13 protein-coding genes are annotated in these 12,948 nt (G+C 59.0%); 5 read left to right on the forward strand and 8 right to left on the reverse strand.

Annotated elements, in window-relative coordinates; all coding sequences use genetic code 11:
- Window positions 1–94 precede the first annotated feature (94 nt).
- From nth to metG, 7 genes are all read right to left on the reverse strand, one after another.
- Entirely contained in the window at window positions 95–733 is a 639-nt protein-coding gene (gene nth, locus AC1DIG_RS05915) for an endonuclease III (protein ID WP_427532975.1), read from the reverse strand.
- A gap of 25 nt (window positions 734–758) precedes the next feature.
- On the reverse strand, window positions 759–1,349 hold the full coding sequence (locus AC1DIG_RS05920; RefSeq protein WP_477766539.1) for an Rnf-Nqr domain containing protein: 591 nt from the start codon (window positions 1,347–1,349) through the stop codon (window positions 759–761).
- A complete protein-coding gene (locus tag AC1DIG_RS05925; protein WP_477766540.1) occupies window positions 1,346–1,951 on the reverse strand; it encodes an RnfABCDGE type electron transport complex subunit G in 606 nt (201 codons plus the stop codon). Before AC1DIG_RS05925 ends, AC1DIG_RS05920 begins: the two co-directional genes overlap by 4 nt.
- Window positions 1,948–2,946: an RnfABCDGE type electron transport complex subunit D gene (locus AC1DIG_RS05930; protein WP_477766541.1), complete on the reverse strand. Its 999-nt coding sequence runs from the start codon at window positions 2,944–2,946 to the stop codon at window positions 1,948–1,950. The genes AC1DIG_RS05925 and AC1DIG_RS05930 overlap by 4 nt, the downstream gene beginning before the upstream one ends.
- Window positions 2,933–4,147, reverse strand: a complete 1,215-nt coding sequence (gene rsxB, locus AC1DIG_RS05935) for an electron transport complex subunit RsxB (RefSeq protein WP_477766542.1) — start codon at window positions 4,145–4,147, stop codon at window positions 2,933–2,935. The genes AC1DIG_RS05930 and rsxB overlap by 14 nt, the downstream gene beginning before the upstream one ends.
- The gene (locus tag AC1DIG_RS05940) at window positions 4,144–4,731 is read right to left on the reverse strand and encodes an Rnf-Nqr domain containing protein (protein ID WP_477766543.1); all 588 of its coding nucleotides are present in this window, start codon (window positions 4,729–4,731) and stop codon (window positions 4,144–4,146) included. Before AC1DIG_RS05940 ends, rsxB begins: the two co-directional genes overlap by 4 nt.
- A 120-nt stretch (window positions 4,732–4,851) precedes the next feature.
- The gene (metG, locus tag AC1DIG_RS05945; protein WP_477766544.1) at window positions 4,852–6,903 is read right to left on the reverse strand and encodes a methionine--tRNA ligase; all 2,052 of its coding nucleotides are present in this window, start codon (window positions 6,901–6,903) and stop codon (window positions 4,852–4,854) included.
- A gap of 339 nt (window positions 6,904–7,242) precedes the next feature.
- Here metG and apbC point away from each other — a divergent pair, with 339 nt between their 5' ends.
- Entirely contained in the window at window positions 7,243–8,337 is a 1,095-nt protein-coding gene (apbC, locus tag AC1DIG_RS05950; RefSeq protein WP_477766545.1) for an iron-sulfur cluster carrier protein ApbC, read from the forward strand.
- Between the two features lie 133 nt (window positions 8,338–8,470).
- Here apbC and AC1DIG_RS05955 read toward each other — a convergent pair whose 3' ends face one another.
- A complete protein-coding gene (locus tag AC1DIG_RS05955) occupies window positions 8,471–9,229 on the reverse strand; it encodes an SDR family oxidoreductase (protein WP_477766546.1) in 759 nt (252 codons plus the stop codon).
- A gap of 164 nt (window positions 9,230–9,393) precedes the next feature.
- On the opposite strand from AC1DIG_RS05955, the gene AC1DIG_RS05960 reads away from it, so the two are divergent.
- From AC1DIG_RS05960 to groL, 4 genes are all read left to right on the forward strand, one after another.
- Window positions 9,394–10,125 (forward strand): HugZ family pyridoxamine 5'-phosphate oxidase, encoded by a 732-nt coding sequence (locus tag AC1DIG_RS05960; protein WP_477766547.1) that lies wholly within the window; start codon window positions 9,394–9,396, stop codon window positions 10,123–10,125.
- Between the two features lie 66 nt (window positions 10,126–10,191).
- Window positions 10,192–10,668, forward strand: coding sequence for an FxsA family protein (locus AC1DIG_RS05965; protein WP_477766548.1), 477 nt, complete (start codon window positions 10,192–10,194; stop codon window positions 10,666–10,668).
- Between the two features lie 246 nt (window positions 10,669–10,914).
- Window positions 10,915–11,208: a co-chaperone GroES gene (locus AC1DIG_RS05970; protein WP_008032125.1), complete on the forward strand. Its 294-nt coding sequence runs from the start codon at window positions 10,915–10,917 to the stop codon at window positions 11,206–11,208.
- Between the two features lie 49 nt (window positions 11,209–11,257).
- Window positions 11,258–12,901: a chaperonin GroEL gene (gene groL / locus AC1DIG_RS05975; protein WP_054593791.1), complete on the forward strand. Its 1,644-nt coding sequence runs from the start codon at window positions 11,258–11,260 to the stop codon at window positions 12,899–12,901.
- The last annotated feature ends 47 nt before the right edge of the window (window positions 12,902–12,948 follow it).

The following is a 12,948-nucleotide window of genomic DNA, read 5'->3' on the forward strand; positions in this document are numbered from 1 at the left end:
GGCTAAGACTGCCATTGGCGCCTCTTATATCGACATTCTCCTGGCGGGTAAAAAAGATTTTTTCAATCGGTAAATCAATAAAAGTAATAGAACCTCAATCGTCAGAGGTCTTTTGCTTGTATTCGCACAGGTCTTCGATACGGCAACTGCCACAGCGGGGCTTGCGAGCCAGGCAAACGTAGCGCCCGTGGAGGATCAGCCAGTGATGAGAGTCGAGCAGATACTCCTTGGGCACAAACTTCATCAGTTTCTTTTCCACCTCGACGACATTCTTGCCTGGCGCTAATCCTGTGCGGTTGCTGACCCGGAAAATATGCGTGTCAACGGCCATGGTCAGCTGACGAAAAGCGGTGTTGAGCACCACGTTTGCGGTCTTTCTACCTACCCCGGGCAGCGCTTCCAGCTCCTCGCGGGTTTGCGGTACTTCACCGCCATGAAGCTCTACCAGCATTCGGCAGGTTTCGATGACGTTTTTTGCCTTGCTGTTGTACAGGCCGATGGTCTTGATGTACTCGGACAATCCTTCTACACCCAGCGCATAAATCGCTGCCGGGGTATTGGCCACCGGAAACAGCTTGGCGGTGGCCTTGTTGACGCCCACGTCGGTGGATTGCGCGGAAAGGATCACGGCGATCAGCAATTCGAAGGGCGAGGAGTAGGCCAGTTCGGTTTTCGGTTCCGGATTGTCTTCGTGAAGCCGGCGGAAAATTTCCAGGCGTTTTGCGGCATTCATGAGTAGAGCAGTTCCTTGAAGGCGGTCAGTGTGAGGTTGAGGCACCAGGCCAGGCTTGTTTGGCAGCTATGAGCAGTCCCAGCAGGATAAACCCGCCGGGGGCGAGGACGGCCAGTCGTATGCCGCCGTCAGCGGCAAACAGCCAGCCTTGTGCGTCGGAATCGGCAAACCCGATCAACCAGGACAGATGGCTGGCGAAAGAGCCATTGCCAATAGCTTCTCGCAACACGCCCAGAACTACCATCAGCCCAAAAAACAGGCTGGACAGGCGAACCCGGTCTCTCGCGCTTACCTGGGTAAAAAAACCGCCGTGCTCCAGCACAATGCACTGCAGGGCAATCAGTCCGGCATAAATTCCCAGTTGCCGATGCAGTTCAAAGGCCCAGGCCTGCAATGCCAATGTGGCGAGGCTGGTCAATGTGACGGCGAGCGAAATGCTGATGATCAACTGCATCGACGGGGCGATCCGCAGCCGCAACATGCTCATCTTCAGGCCGTAAACACCAATGACCAGCAGCGACAGCAGCGACAGGCTCAAGGTGTTAACCAGGGAGTCGCTGGCGCCGATCAACAGGGTCAATACCAGCGAGTTCTGCAACATCGAGGACTGGTTCATTGTCCGCTCCCGATCAGTTGTGGCTGATGCTCGTCGAAATAGCGTAACGCATCATGGAGCGCGTTGATCACCGCCCTGGATGTGACGGTTGCCCCGGTCAGTTGGTCGAACTGCCCCTGATCTTTTTTCAGTGCCCAGCCACTGTCACCGGGGTCGTTGCGCGACTTGCCGAAAAAGCCCTGAAGCCAGGGATTGGGCTGGTCGGCGATTCTCCCGCCCAGCCCGGGTGTTTCCGATTGCTTGAGGGTTTTGACCCCCAACAGCTTGCCGTTGATGTCGATCACGATCAGCAGTTCGATCGCGTTTTCGTAACCCGTCACCTGGCTGCGTAATATCACTGCGCTGGGTTTTCCACCTGCTGTGGCCAGGTACCCGCCCAGCAAGGTGCTGTTATTCAGCGCGATATCCTTGAGTTCGAGTGGCTGGTCCAATGGCTGATTGTCGTAGCTGCCGGCTGGCAGCATGTCGAACAGCTTGCGGCTTTCGATCAAGCGCTGCTCGGTCGAAATGTGTGGCGCAGCGGCGTGTTGCAGGAAAAATGTCGCGCCTGCACCCAGTCCGGCCACGACGACCAGCATCAGCACGCTGAGATTCCGGTTCATGGCGTACGAGGCTCTGGTTGTACGGCAGCGAGGCGTTCCAGGGCCGGTACGCAGAGATTCATCAGCAGCACCGCAAAGGCCACCCCGTCGGGATAACCGCCCCAGGTTCGAATCAGGTAGGTCAGCAGGCCGACGCCCGCGCCGAACATCAGGCGGGCTTTGGGGCTCTTCGCTCCGGACACCGGTTCGGTCACAATAAAGAATGCCCCGAGCATGCTCGCACCCGTCAGCAAGTGAAAGAGCGGCGAGCCGTGGGAGTCCGAACCCGAGCCGTTCCAGCACAGCAGACTGATGACGAACAGGCTGCCGAGCATGCCGACGGGGGCATGCCAGCTGAACACCCGCTGCTGTAACAGGAAAGCGCCGCCGGCGAGGAAGGCGAGGTTTACCCATTCGATACCTTTGCCGCCAACGTGGCCAAACGCCGGGTTGCCGGCGAAGAGTTCGTCCATGGTCAGGCTTTTGTTGATTCGCAGGCTATCCAGCGCAGTGGCTGTCACCCAGGCGTCTGGCTGCTCGGCACCGCTGAAGTTGAAACCGAAAATCTGTTGCAGGCCGGCGAGCAGATTCATCCCGTGGGACGTTGGCCAGTGGGTCATCTGTCGCGGGAAACACACCAGCACCAGCGCAAAACCGAGCATGGCCGGGTTGAACGGATTTTTGCCAACACCTCCATAAAGGTGCTTGCCGAAAAACATCGCGAATGCCGCAGCGCTGACCGTCAGCCACCATGGACAGTAAGGCGGTAACGCCAGTGCCAGCAAGGTGGCGCTGACCAACGCGCTGCCGTCGCTTAACGCAGGCTTGAGCGGGTACTTGCGCAAGCGTAGCACCAGCGCCTCAACCGCCAACGCGCTGCCGCAGGCCAGCAGCAGATTGATCAGAACGCCCCAGCCAAATAACCAGAACAACACCAGCATGCCCGGCACGGTGGCCAGTAAAACGCGCTTCATCGCCTGTTGCAGGCGATCATCGACCGGTTCAAGGGGCGACATAGGCGTTTACCTGGCGCTCGGCTTCGCAGAGCCTTTCGCGGGCCTTGGCCAGGAGCTCCGCCGGCGTATCAGGTTGCCGCTCGAGCTTGCTGACATCGGCGCGGGCATAAGCCAGTTCGGTTTTCAGTTGCCGCAGTTGAGCGTCGACGGGGCGCTTTTCGACGCGTACCAGATCGGGAGCCGGTTTTTCGCTGGCGCCTTCGGCAGCGTGCAGCGCTTGCTCGGCTTGAGCCAGGGCTGCGCTGAGCGCTTCCAGTTGCTCGGCCGGGGCTTCGCTGGCCTGGGCTTTTTTGAGCTCGGCGCGACGCATCGCCAGCTGGATTTTCGCGCGTTTGAGTTCGGCATCGTTGGCCGGCACCGTCGGTTGCACAGGTACTGACGGCATGGTGCTTTCGAAGTGCGCCAGGGCCTGCTCGGCGGTTTCGAACTGCTGCTGCAAAATGATCAACTGCGACTGTTGTTCGAAGGTCGGTGGATGCCCGAATGCCTTCAATGATTTGTTCAACTGCGCGCGACTCATCGCCACATCGATCTTGGCTTTTTTCAGCGTGGCATCGGCGGCAGCGGCTTTTTGTGCCTGGACCCGGGCAATGGCGTCCTGCAGCGGAGTGCTGCTGGCGTCGCTGTGTTGTGCGGCTTTTTGCGCGCGGGCCAGTCGTTCGGCGTGCTTTTGCTTTTCCTCACGACGCAGGCGCGCATTGCGCTGTTCGAAGCGCTGCCTTGCGTGATCGCGTTTGGCGGTGCGTGCCTGCAGTTCTTCGGGCGTGAACGCCAGGCCACCGATAACCGGCAGCACCTTGGCCGAGGGCAAAGGATGCATTTCGATGCAATCCACCGGGCAGGGTGCTACGCACAGATCGCAGCCGGTGCATTCGTCGATAAGCACCGTGTGCATCAGTTTTGCCGCACCGACAATCGCGTCTATCGGGCACGCTTGAATGCACTTGGTGCAGCCGATGCATTCGGCTTCACGGATAAATGCAATTTGCGCCGGTGCCGAGCCACGGCTGACGTCCAGTTCCAACACCGGGATTTTCAGCAGTTCGGCCAGCGCTGAAATGGTTTCGTTGCCGCCCGGCGGGCACTTGTTGATTGCCTCGCCATTGGCAATGCCTTCAGCGTAGGGCTTGCATCCGGGGTGGCCGCATTTGCCGCATTGGGTCTGCGGCAGGAGTGCGTCGATACGTTGAATCAGACTCATGTTTTGATCAGTCCGCTGAAGCCGAGAAAGGCCACTGCGATCAGTCCGGCGCTGATCAGGTCGATCGGCAGGCCACGAAAGGGCAGGGGCACATCGTTATTGAGCGTGCGCTGACGCAGGTCGCTGAACATACTCAGCACCAGCCAGAAACCCAGCCCGGCGCCAAGACACAGCGCTGCGTGATAGCCAAAGCCCTTATCACTCTGCATGCCGAACAGGCTCAGCCCCAGAACGCCAGCGTTACCTAGCAACAACGGCCACAAGCCGTCGAACGGTAACTGCGGCAGGGCACGCGTCAGCAGATTCAGCACCGGGGTGATCAGCAGCACGCTCAAGGGCAAAAACACAAACAGGTACAAGGACGTCAGCCCAAGCGGTATCAGCAACCAGTGATAGGCCGCATAACCCGGAAGGCCGCTGAGCAACATCAGGCAGGTGGTTGCAATGCCCAGGGCATGAACCTGACGACGCTCGATGGCAGGCTCACGCGTCGACTGCATCAACGGATCGACACCCAGCGGCCAGTGCACGATGAAGTTATTGATCAGGGCGGTGCTGATGAGCGTGAGCAGAATGTCGGTCATGGGCGTGCCGGGTTGAGCGAACGGGCCTGTGCATAAAGATTAGGCATTATCCGGCAAGCAGATATGAAAATCCCACCGCCGCGAGTCAACGCGACGGTGGGATCGGTTCAGCCAGGCACCTTACTTGATGCGCTGACCCGGCTTGGCGCCGCTGTCCGGGCTCAACAGGTAGATTTCTTCGCCACCTGGGCCTGCCGCCATGACCATGCCTTCGGAGATCCCGAAGCGCATTTTGCGTGGCTTGAGGTTGGCGATCATCATCGTCAGGCGACCTTCAAGCTTGGCCGGGTCCGGATAAGCGCTCTTGATGCCGGAGAACACGTTGCGTTGCTCGTCACCGATATCCAGGGTCAGGCGCAGCAGCTTGTCCGCGCCTTCCACGGCTTCGGCCTTGAGGATCAGGGCCACCCGCAGGTCGACGGCAGCAAAGGTATCGAACTCGATCTCTGGCGACAGCGGATCCTTGGCCAGTTCGCCATTCCCTTGTGGGGTGGCATCGCCGGTGTCGGTCTGGCTGGCGGCCAGGTCTTCTTTCGAAGCGTCGGTCATGGCCTGCACCTTGACCGGGTCGATACGGGTCATCAACGGTTTGAACTCGTTCAGTTGATGGTTGCTGAGCAGGGTCGTGTGATCGTTCCAGGTCAGCGGTGCGACATTGAGGAACGCCTCGGCGTCGGCAGCCAGCAATGGCAGCACGGGCTTGAGGAAGATCACCAGTTGGCGGAACAGGTTGACGCCCAGGGCGCAGATCGCCTGGACTTCCTCTTGCTTGCCTTCCTGCTTGTTCAGCGACCATGGCGCCTTGTCGGCGATCCAGGCGTTGGCGCGGTCGGCCAGGCCCATGATTTCGCGCATGGCACGGGCGAAGTCGCGAGCCTCGTAAGCCTCGGCGATGCTTGGCGCGGCGGCCAGGAACGCTTCGGTCAGTTCTGGCGCGGCATTACCGGCCACCAGCACACCGGCGTTGCCTTTGTGAATGAAACCGGCGCAGCGGCTGGCGATGTTGACGACTTTGCCCACCAGGTCGGAGTTGACCTTCTGCACGAAGTCTTCGAGGTTCAGGTCCAGGTCGTCGACGCCACGGCCGAGCTTGGAGGCGTAGTAGTAGCGCAGGTATTCCGGCGACAGGTGGTCCAGGTAGGTTCGGGCCTTGATAAAGGTGCCGCGGGACTTGGACATTTTCTGACCGTTGACGGTCAGGTAGCCGTGTACGTTGATGCCGGTCGGCTTGCGGTAGCCCGCGCCTTCAAGCATGGCTGGCCAGAACAGCGCGTGGAAGTTGACGATGTCCTTGCCGATGAAGTGGTACAGCTCGGCGGTAGAGTCCTTGGCCCAGTACGCATCGAAGTCCAGTTCAGGACGACGTGCGCAGAGGTTCTTGAAGCTCGCCATGTAGCCGATTGGCGCGTCCAGCCAGACATAGAAGTACTTGCCCGGTTCGTCCGGGATTTCGAAACCGAAGTACGGCGCATCGCGGGAGATGTCCCACTGTTGCAGGCCGACATCCAGCCATTCGGCGATCTTGTTCGCAACCGCGTCTTGCAGGGTGCCGCTGCGGGTCCATTCCTGCAGCATCTGCTGGAAGTCCGGCAGCTTGAAGAAGAAGTGCTGGGAATCCTTGAGCACCGGCGTGGCGCCCGAGATCGCCGACTTCGGATCTTTCAGGTCGGTCGGCGCGTAGGTGGCACCGCACTTTTCGCAGTTGTCGCCGTACTGGTCTTCAGTGCCGCATTTCGGGCAGGTGCCCTTGATGAAGCGGTCGGCCAGGAACATTTTCTTTTCCGGGTCGAAATACTGGGTGATCGAACGCGTGGCGATGTGCCCGGCGTCACGCAGCTTCAGGTAGATCTGACTCGACAGCTCACGGTTTTCTTCGGCGTGAGTGGAGTGGAAATTGTCGAAGTCCACCAGGAACTCGGCAAAGTCGGCGCTGTGTTCAGCCTGTACGTTGGCGATCAGTTGTTCCGGGGTGATGCCTTCTTTTTCTGCGCGCAGCATGATGGCCGAACCGTGGGCGTCGTCCGCGCAGACATACGTGCATTGATTGCCGCGATGCTTCTGGAAGCGCACCCACATATCGGTCTGGATGTACTCAAGCATATGGCCAAGGTGGATTGAACCATTGGCATAGGGCAGGGCGCTGGTGACGAGGATCTTGCGTGGCTCGGACATGGGGCTCGGCTACTTGATGAAACGGAGGTCGGCCACTATAAAGCGCCGGCGCATATTTTTCACCCCGTGGGTGCGTTTTCCACCGCCCCCGTACCTCGTAGCAGCTGCCGCAGGCTGCGTTCGGCGGCGCAGCCGTCGTAAATCCTGCCACCACGGTTTATCAGATAGACCGCGTCAGCCGGATTACGACCGCTTCGCAGCCGAACGCAGGCTGCGCCAGCTGCTACGGGTCCGTGATTGGCCATTCGAATTTTGTCACATCCTGAAAGCATGCCGTCCGACGTGCGGAACAGGTACGATAGCCACCATGTTCTCCCAGCCTTGTTATCGGAGTTGCCCATGAGCGCCGTCAATCGCGCAGCGGTGGAAGCCGTCCTTCGTCAGTACACCGACCCTTACTTGAACCAGGATCCGGTCAGCGCCGGTTGCCTGCGCAGCATCGACATTCAGGGCGACCGCGTCAGCGTTCAGCTGGAACTGGGCTACGCCGCCGGCCTGTTCAAGAGTGGCTGGGCGCAAATGTTGCAAATGGCGATCGAGGGCCTGGAGGGCGTGACCTCGGCCAAAGTCGACATCAGCACTGTGATTGCCGCGCACAAGGCTCAGGCGCAGATTCCAGGCCTGGCCAACGTCAAGAACGTGGTCGCGGTGGCGTCCGGCAAGGGCGGTGTGGGCAAATCCACTACCGCCGCCAACCTCGCGCTGGCGCTGGCCCGCGAAGGCGCCAAGGTCGGGATCCTCGATGCCGATATCTATGGTCCGAGCCAGGGCATCATGTTCGGCATCCCGGAAGGCACCCGACCCAAGATCAAGGATCAGAAGTGGTTCGTGCCGATCGAGTCGCATGGCGTTGAAGTCATGTCCATGGCGTTTTTGACCGACGACAACACGCCGATGGTCTGGCGTGGCCCGATGGTCTCCGGCGCCTTGCTGCAACTGGTGACGCAGACCGCCTGGAGCGATCTGGATTATCTGGTGATCGACATGCCGCCAGGCACCGGTGACATTCAACTGACCCTGGCGCAAAAAGTCCCGGTGGCTGGTGCGGTGATCGTCACCACGCCGCAGGATCTGGCATTGCTGGACGCGCGCAAAGGCGTGGAGATGTTCCGCAAGGTCAACATTCCAGTGCTCGGCGTTGTGGAAAACATGGCCGTGCACATTTGCTCCAACTGCGGTCATGCCGAGCATCTGTTCGGTGAAGGCGGCGGCGAGAAGCTGGCCAGCCAATATGGCGTCGAACTGCTGGCATCGTTGCCGCTGTCGATGGTAATCCGCGAGCAGGCTGACGGCGGCAAGCCAACAGTAATTGCCGAGCCGGACAGCCAGATCGCGATGGTCTACCAGGAACTGGCCCGTCACGTCGGTGCGCGGATTGTCTTGCAGGAAGCCGCCACGCCAGCGATGCCGAACATCACCGTCAGCGACGATTGATACCTGTCAGATAGAACACTAATAACTGTGGGAGCGAGCTTGCTCGCGATGAGGCCATAACATTCACCATTGAAGGTGACTGTTACACCGCTATCGCGAGCAAGCTCGCTCCCACATTTTTTTTGTGTATGGCTTAGATACGCAAACCGCCGTCCATCTCCAGGATCCGGCCGGTGTAATAGTCGTTCTCGAAGATATAGGCCGCCGAATGGGCGATCTCTTCGGGCTTGCCCATGCGCTTGAGCGGAATGCCGGAAGTCATTTTCTCCAGCGCTTCAGGCTTCATGCCCAGGGTCATTTCGGTTTCGATGAAGCCCGGCGCAATACCGGCCACACGAATGCCGTAGCGCGCCAGTTCCTTGGCCCAGGTTACGGTGGCCGCAGCAACCCCGGCCTTGGCGGCGGAGTAGTTGGTCTGGCCGACATTGCCGGCGCGGGAGATCGAGGAAATGTTGACAATCGCGCCGCTGGTCTTCAGCTCGATCATTTTCGCCGCTACTTCACGGGTGCACAGGAATACGCCGGTCAGGTTGACGTCGATCACGGCCTGCCATTGGGCCAGGCTCATTTTGGTCATTTCGCCGTCCTTGACCTTGATCAGCAGGCCATCGCGCAGGATCCCGGCGTTGTTGATCAGGCCGTGGATCGCGCCGAAGTCTTCGGCAACCTGGGCGACCATGTGCGTCACCTGTTCTTCATTGGCGACGTTGCACAGGTAAGCGCGAGCCTCGACGCCGGCGGCTTTGCAGGCGGCGACGGCCTGGTCGAGCTTCTCCTGATTGAGGTCGACCAACGCCAGTTTCGCGCCCTTGGCGGCGAAATACTCGGCCATCGAACGACCTAAACCCTGGCAACCGCCGGTGATAATGATTACTTTGTCAGTGAGTTGCATTCGCATGCCCCAATAGCAGGTCAGAGTGGTTTCCTTTTAGAGAGCCTCTCGATCTGCACCTGACGTGGCCTGGCTGCACATGAGAATTGCCCCGATGGCGTCGCTGGAACTTTGCCCAGGTGCCTGTCCGTTTTTTTGACGGATTCTATATAAGGAGTCATAAATTGAGCGTTGAAGCTGCCAAGCATGCCCGAGAATTGCTGCTCAAGGAATACCGTGGAGTGCTCTCGACACACTCCAAGGCGATGCCCGGTTTCCCGTTCGGCTCAGTGGTTCCTTATTGCCTGGACGAACAGGGCCGGCCGCTGATCCTGATCAGCCGGATCGCCCAGCACACTCATAATCTGCAAAAAGATCCCAAATGCTCACTGCTGGTGGGTGAGCGCGAGGCTGAAGACGTGCAGGCCGTTGGTCGCCTGACCTACCTGGCCGAAGCGGAAAAAATCGAAGACCAGGCCTCCATCGATGCCGCCGCCGAGCGTTATTACCGCTATTTCCCGGACTCGCAGAATTATCACAAGGCACATGATTTCGACTTCTGGGTACTCAAACCGATACGGCATCGCTACATCGGCGGTTTCGGTGCGATTCACTGGGTCGACCAACTGACCCTGGCCAACCCGTTTGCCGGCAAGGCCGAAGCGAGCATGATCGAACACATGAATGCCGACCACGCCAAGGCCATCGCCCATTACGTCGAGCTGGCCGGCTTGCCGAAAACCGCACCCGCTCAGTTGGCCGGCATCGACGCCGAAGGCATGCACCTGCGCATTGGCCAGGGGCTGTACTGGTTGCCGTTCCCGGAGGTTTGTAATACGCCGACACAAGTACGCGAAGCCTTGGTTTTGCTGGCTCACGCCGAGCAATGGCCGAAAAATGCGACAGCCGACGCTTGAAATCACGAAACGGCGACGTCATCTACGTTCTACTTGCAAGGCATTCTTGCGTTGAGGAACCATTTGATGCGCCCTTTTTTGTTGCTCTTTCTGCTGTTCCCGGTGTTGGAGCTGTTCGTATTCGTCAAGGTCAGCGCGGCCATCGGGTTTTTCCCGGCGCTGCTGCTGATCATTCTCGGCTCGATGTTCGGCGTGTTCGTGCTGCGCATCGCCGGCCTGGCTACCGCATTGCGTGCTCGTGAAAGCCTGAACCGCGGCGAGTTGCCAGCGCAGACCATGCTCGAAGGCCTGATGCTGGCCTTGGGCGGCGGTCTGTTGATCCTGCCAGGTTTCATCAGCAGCGTGATCGGTCTGATCATGATCTTGCCGATCACCCGTCGGCTGCTGGCCAACGCGATGCGCAAGCGCGCCGAAGAGCAGGCAATTCGTCAGCGTGCCTTTGCCGATGATCTGCAACCGCGTGGCGGCCCGGCTCCGCGTCAACCGCTGGGCCGTGAGCCCAACGTGATCGAAGGCGAGTTCGAGCACCGCGATTCCAAGTAACTGTTTCAATGACACGGCACCTTCGGGTGCCGTGTTCGTTTCTGTGGTCGGTGCCGTAAAAAAAATCACTGCCCAGCCCTTGTAATAAGCTTATGCGCCCTTATGTAACGGTCACCGCAAGGTTTCTGGTGAAGATCACCAGACAGACTTCCGCGGTTCGCTTGACGAGCCGCAACCGGCAACGCCGGAATTTAACCCGCCGGGATTACACCGGCCGCTGAAAACCACAATTAGGAGAGATCGACAATGAAGCTTCGTCCTCTGCATGACCGCGTCGTCATCCGTCGCAGCGAAGAAGAAAAGAAAACCGCTGGCGGTATCGTTCTGCCAGGTTCGGCTGCCGAAAAAGCCAACAGCGGTGAAGTCCTTGCTGTAGGTACCGGCCGCGTGCTGGACAACGGTGAAGTGCGTGCGCTGGCCGTGAAAGTGGGTGACAAGGTTGTGTTCGGCCCGTACTCCGGCAGCAACACTGTGAAAGTCGACGGTGAAGACCTGCTGGTAATGGCTGAGAACGAGATTCTCGCTGTTATCGAAGGCTGATTTGCGCTCAATTTCCCGCTACTACAAAAGTATTTAAGGAATATCGATCATGGCTGCTAAAGAAGTTAAATTCGGCGATTCCGCCCGTAAGAAAATGCTCGCCGGTGTCAACGTCCTGGCTGACGCAGTAAAAGCGACCCTGGGCCCTAAAGGCCGTAACGTGATCATCGAGAAGAGCTTCGGCGCTCCGACCATCACCAAGGACGGCGTTTCCGTAGCCAAAGAAATCGAACTGAAAGACCGTTTCGAAAACATGGGCGCGCAGCTGGTCAAAGACGTTGCCTCCCGTGCCAACGATGACGCAGGCGACGGCACCACCACCGCGACCGTTCTGGCTCAATCGATCGTCAACGAAGGCCTGAAAGCCGTCGCTGCCGGCATGAACCCGATGGACTTGAAGCGCGGTATCGACAAAGCGACCATCGCTATCGTCAAAGAGCTCAAAGCCCTGTCCAAGCCATGCGCTGACACCAAGGCAATCGCTCAGGTCGGCACCATCTCGGCCAACTCCGACAGCTCCATCGGCGACATCATTGCCGAAGCCATGGAAAAAGTCGGTAAAGAAGGCGTGATCACCGTTGAAGAAGGCTCGGGCCTGGAAAACGAACTGTCGGTTGTAGAAGGCATGCAGTTCGACCGTGGCTACCTGTCCCCGTACTTCGTCAACAAGCCAGAGACCATGACCGCCGAACTGGACGGTCCGCTGATCCTGCTGGTCGACAAAAAGATCTCGAACATCCGCGAAATGCTGCCAGTACTGGAAGCCGTTGCCAAAGCCGGCCGTCCTCTGCTGATCGTTGCCGAAGACGTTGAAGGCGAAGCCCTGGCGACTCTGGTAGTGAACAACATGCGCGGCATCGTTAAAGTTGCTGCTGTCAAAGCCCCAGGCTTTGGCGACCGTCGCAAGGCCATGCTGCAGGACATCGCTGTTCTGACTGGCGGTACCGTTATCTCCGAAGAGATCGGCCTGAGCCTGGAAAGCACTACCCTGGAACACCTGGGTAATGCCAAGCGTGTGATCCTGTCCAAAGAAAACACCACCATCATTGACGGTGCTGGCGTTGAGGCTGACATCCAGGCTCGCGTTGTTCAGATCCGTCAACAAGTGGCTGACACTTCGTCCGACTACGACCGTGAAAAACTGCAAGAGCGTCTGGCCAAGCTGTCCGGCGGCGTTGCAGTGATCAAGGTTGGCGCCGGTTCCGAAGTTGAAATGAAAGAGAAGAAAGCTCGCGTTGAAGACGCCCTGCACGCTACCCGTGCAGCCGTTGAAGAAGGCGTGGTACCTGGCGGTGGCGTGGCACTGGTTCGCGCTCTGCAAGCGATCTCCGAGCTGAAAGGCGACAACGATGACCAGAACGTAGGCATCCAGTTGCTGCGTCGCGCTGTTGAAGCGCCACTGCGTCAGATCGTTGCCAACTCCGGCGATGAGCCAAGCGTTGTTGTCGACAAGGTCAAGCAGGGCAAGGGTAACTACGGTTACAACGCTGCTACCGGCGAATACGGCGACATGATCGAAATGGGTATCCTGGACCCGGCCAAAGTGACTCGTTCGGCTCTGCAAGCGGCTTCGTCGATTGCCAGCCTGATGATCACCACCGAAGCCATGATCGCCGAGATCAAGGAAGACGCACCAGCTGGCGGCGGCATGCCAGACATGGGCGGTATGGGCGGCATGGGCGGCATGATGTAAGCCAGCCTTACCCTGTACGAAAAAACCCCGCTGGCGTAAGCCAGCGG

Source organism: Pseudomonas sp. 05N431 (assembly GCF_056397005.1).

What these genes read in the sequence shown, in the direction of transcription:
- nth (WP_427532975.1), bottom strand. Translation starts at nt 733, where the DNA reads ATGAATGCCGCAAAACGCCTGGAAATTTTCCGCCGGCTTCACGAAGAC.
- AC1DIG_RS05920 (WP_477766539.1), bottom strand. Translation starts at nt 1,349, where the DNA reads ATGAACCAGTCCTCGATGTTGCAGAACTCGCTGGTATTGACCCTGTTG.
- AC1DIG_RS05925 (WP_477766540.1), bottom strand. Translation starts at nt 1,951, where the DNA reads ATGAACCGGAATCTCAGCGTGCTGATGCTGGTCGTCGTGGCCGGACTG.
- AC1DIG_RS05930 (WP_477766541.1), bottom strand. Translation starts at nt 2,946, where the DNA reads ATGTCGCCCCTTGAACCGGTCGATGATCGCCTGCAACAGGCGATGAAG.
- rsxB (WP_477766542.1), bottom strand. Translation starts at nt 4,147, where the DNA reads ATGAGTCTGATTCAACGTATCGACGCACTCCTGCCGCAGACCCAATGC.
- AC1DIG_RS05940 (WP_477766543.1), bottom strand. Translation starts at nt 4,731, where the DNA reads ATGACCGACATTCTGCTCACGCTCATCAGCACCGCCCTGATCAATAAC.
- metG (WP_477766544.1), bottom strand. Translation starts at nt 6,903, where the DNA reads ATGTCCGAGCCACGCAAGATCCTCGTCACCAGCGCCCTGCCCTATGCC.
- apbC (WP_477766545.1), top strand. Translation starts at nt 7,243, where the DNA reads ATGAGCGCCGTCAATCGCGCAGCGGTGGAAGCCGTCCTTCGTCAGTAC.
- AC1DIG_RS05955 (WP_477766546.1), bottom strand. Translation starts at nt 9,229, where the DNA reads ATGCAACTCACTGACAAAGTAATCATTATCACCGGCGGTTGCCAGGGT.
- AC1DIG_RS05965 (WP_477766548.1), top strand. Translation starts at nt 10,192, where the DNA reads ATGCGCCCTTTTTTGTTGCTCTTTCTGCTGTTCCCGGTGTTGGAGCTG.
- AC1DIG_RS05970 (WP_008032125.1), top strand. Translation starts at nt 10,915, where the DNA reads ATGAAGCTTCGTCCTCTGCATGACCGCGTCGTCATCCGTCGCAGCGAA.
- groL (WP_054593791.1), top strand. Translation starts at nt 11,258, where the DNA reads ATGGCTGCTAAAGAAGTTAAATTCGGCGATTCCGCCCGTAAGAAAATG.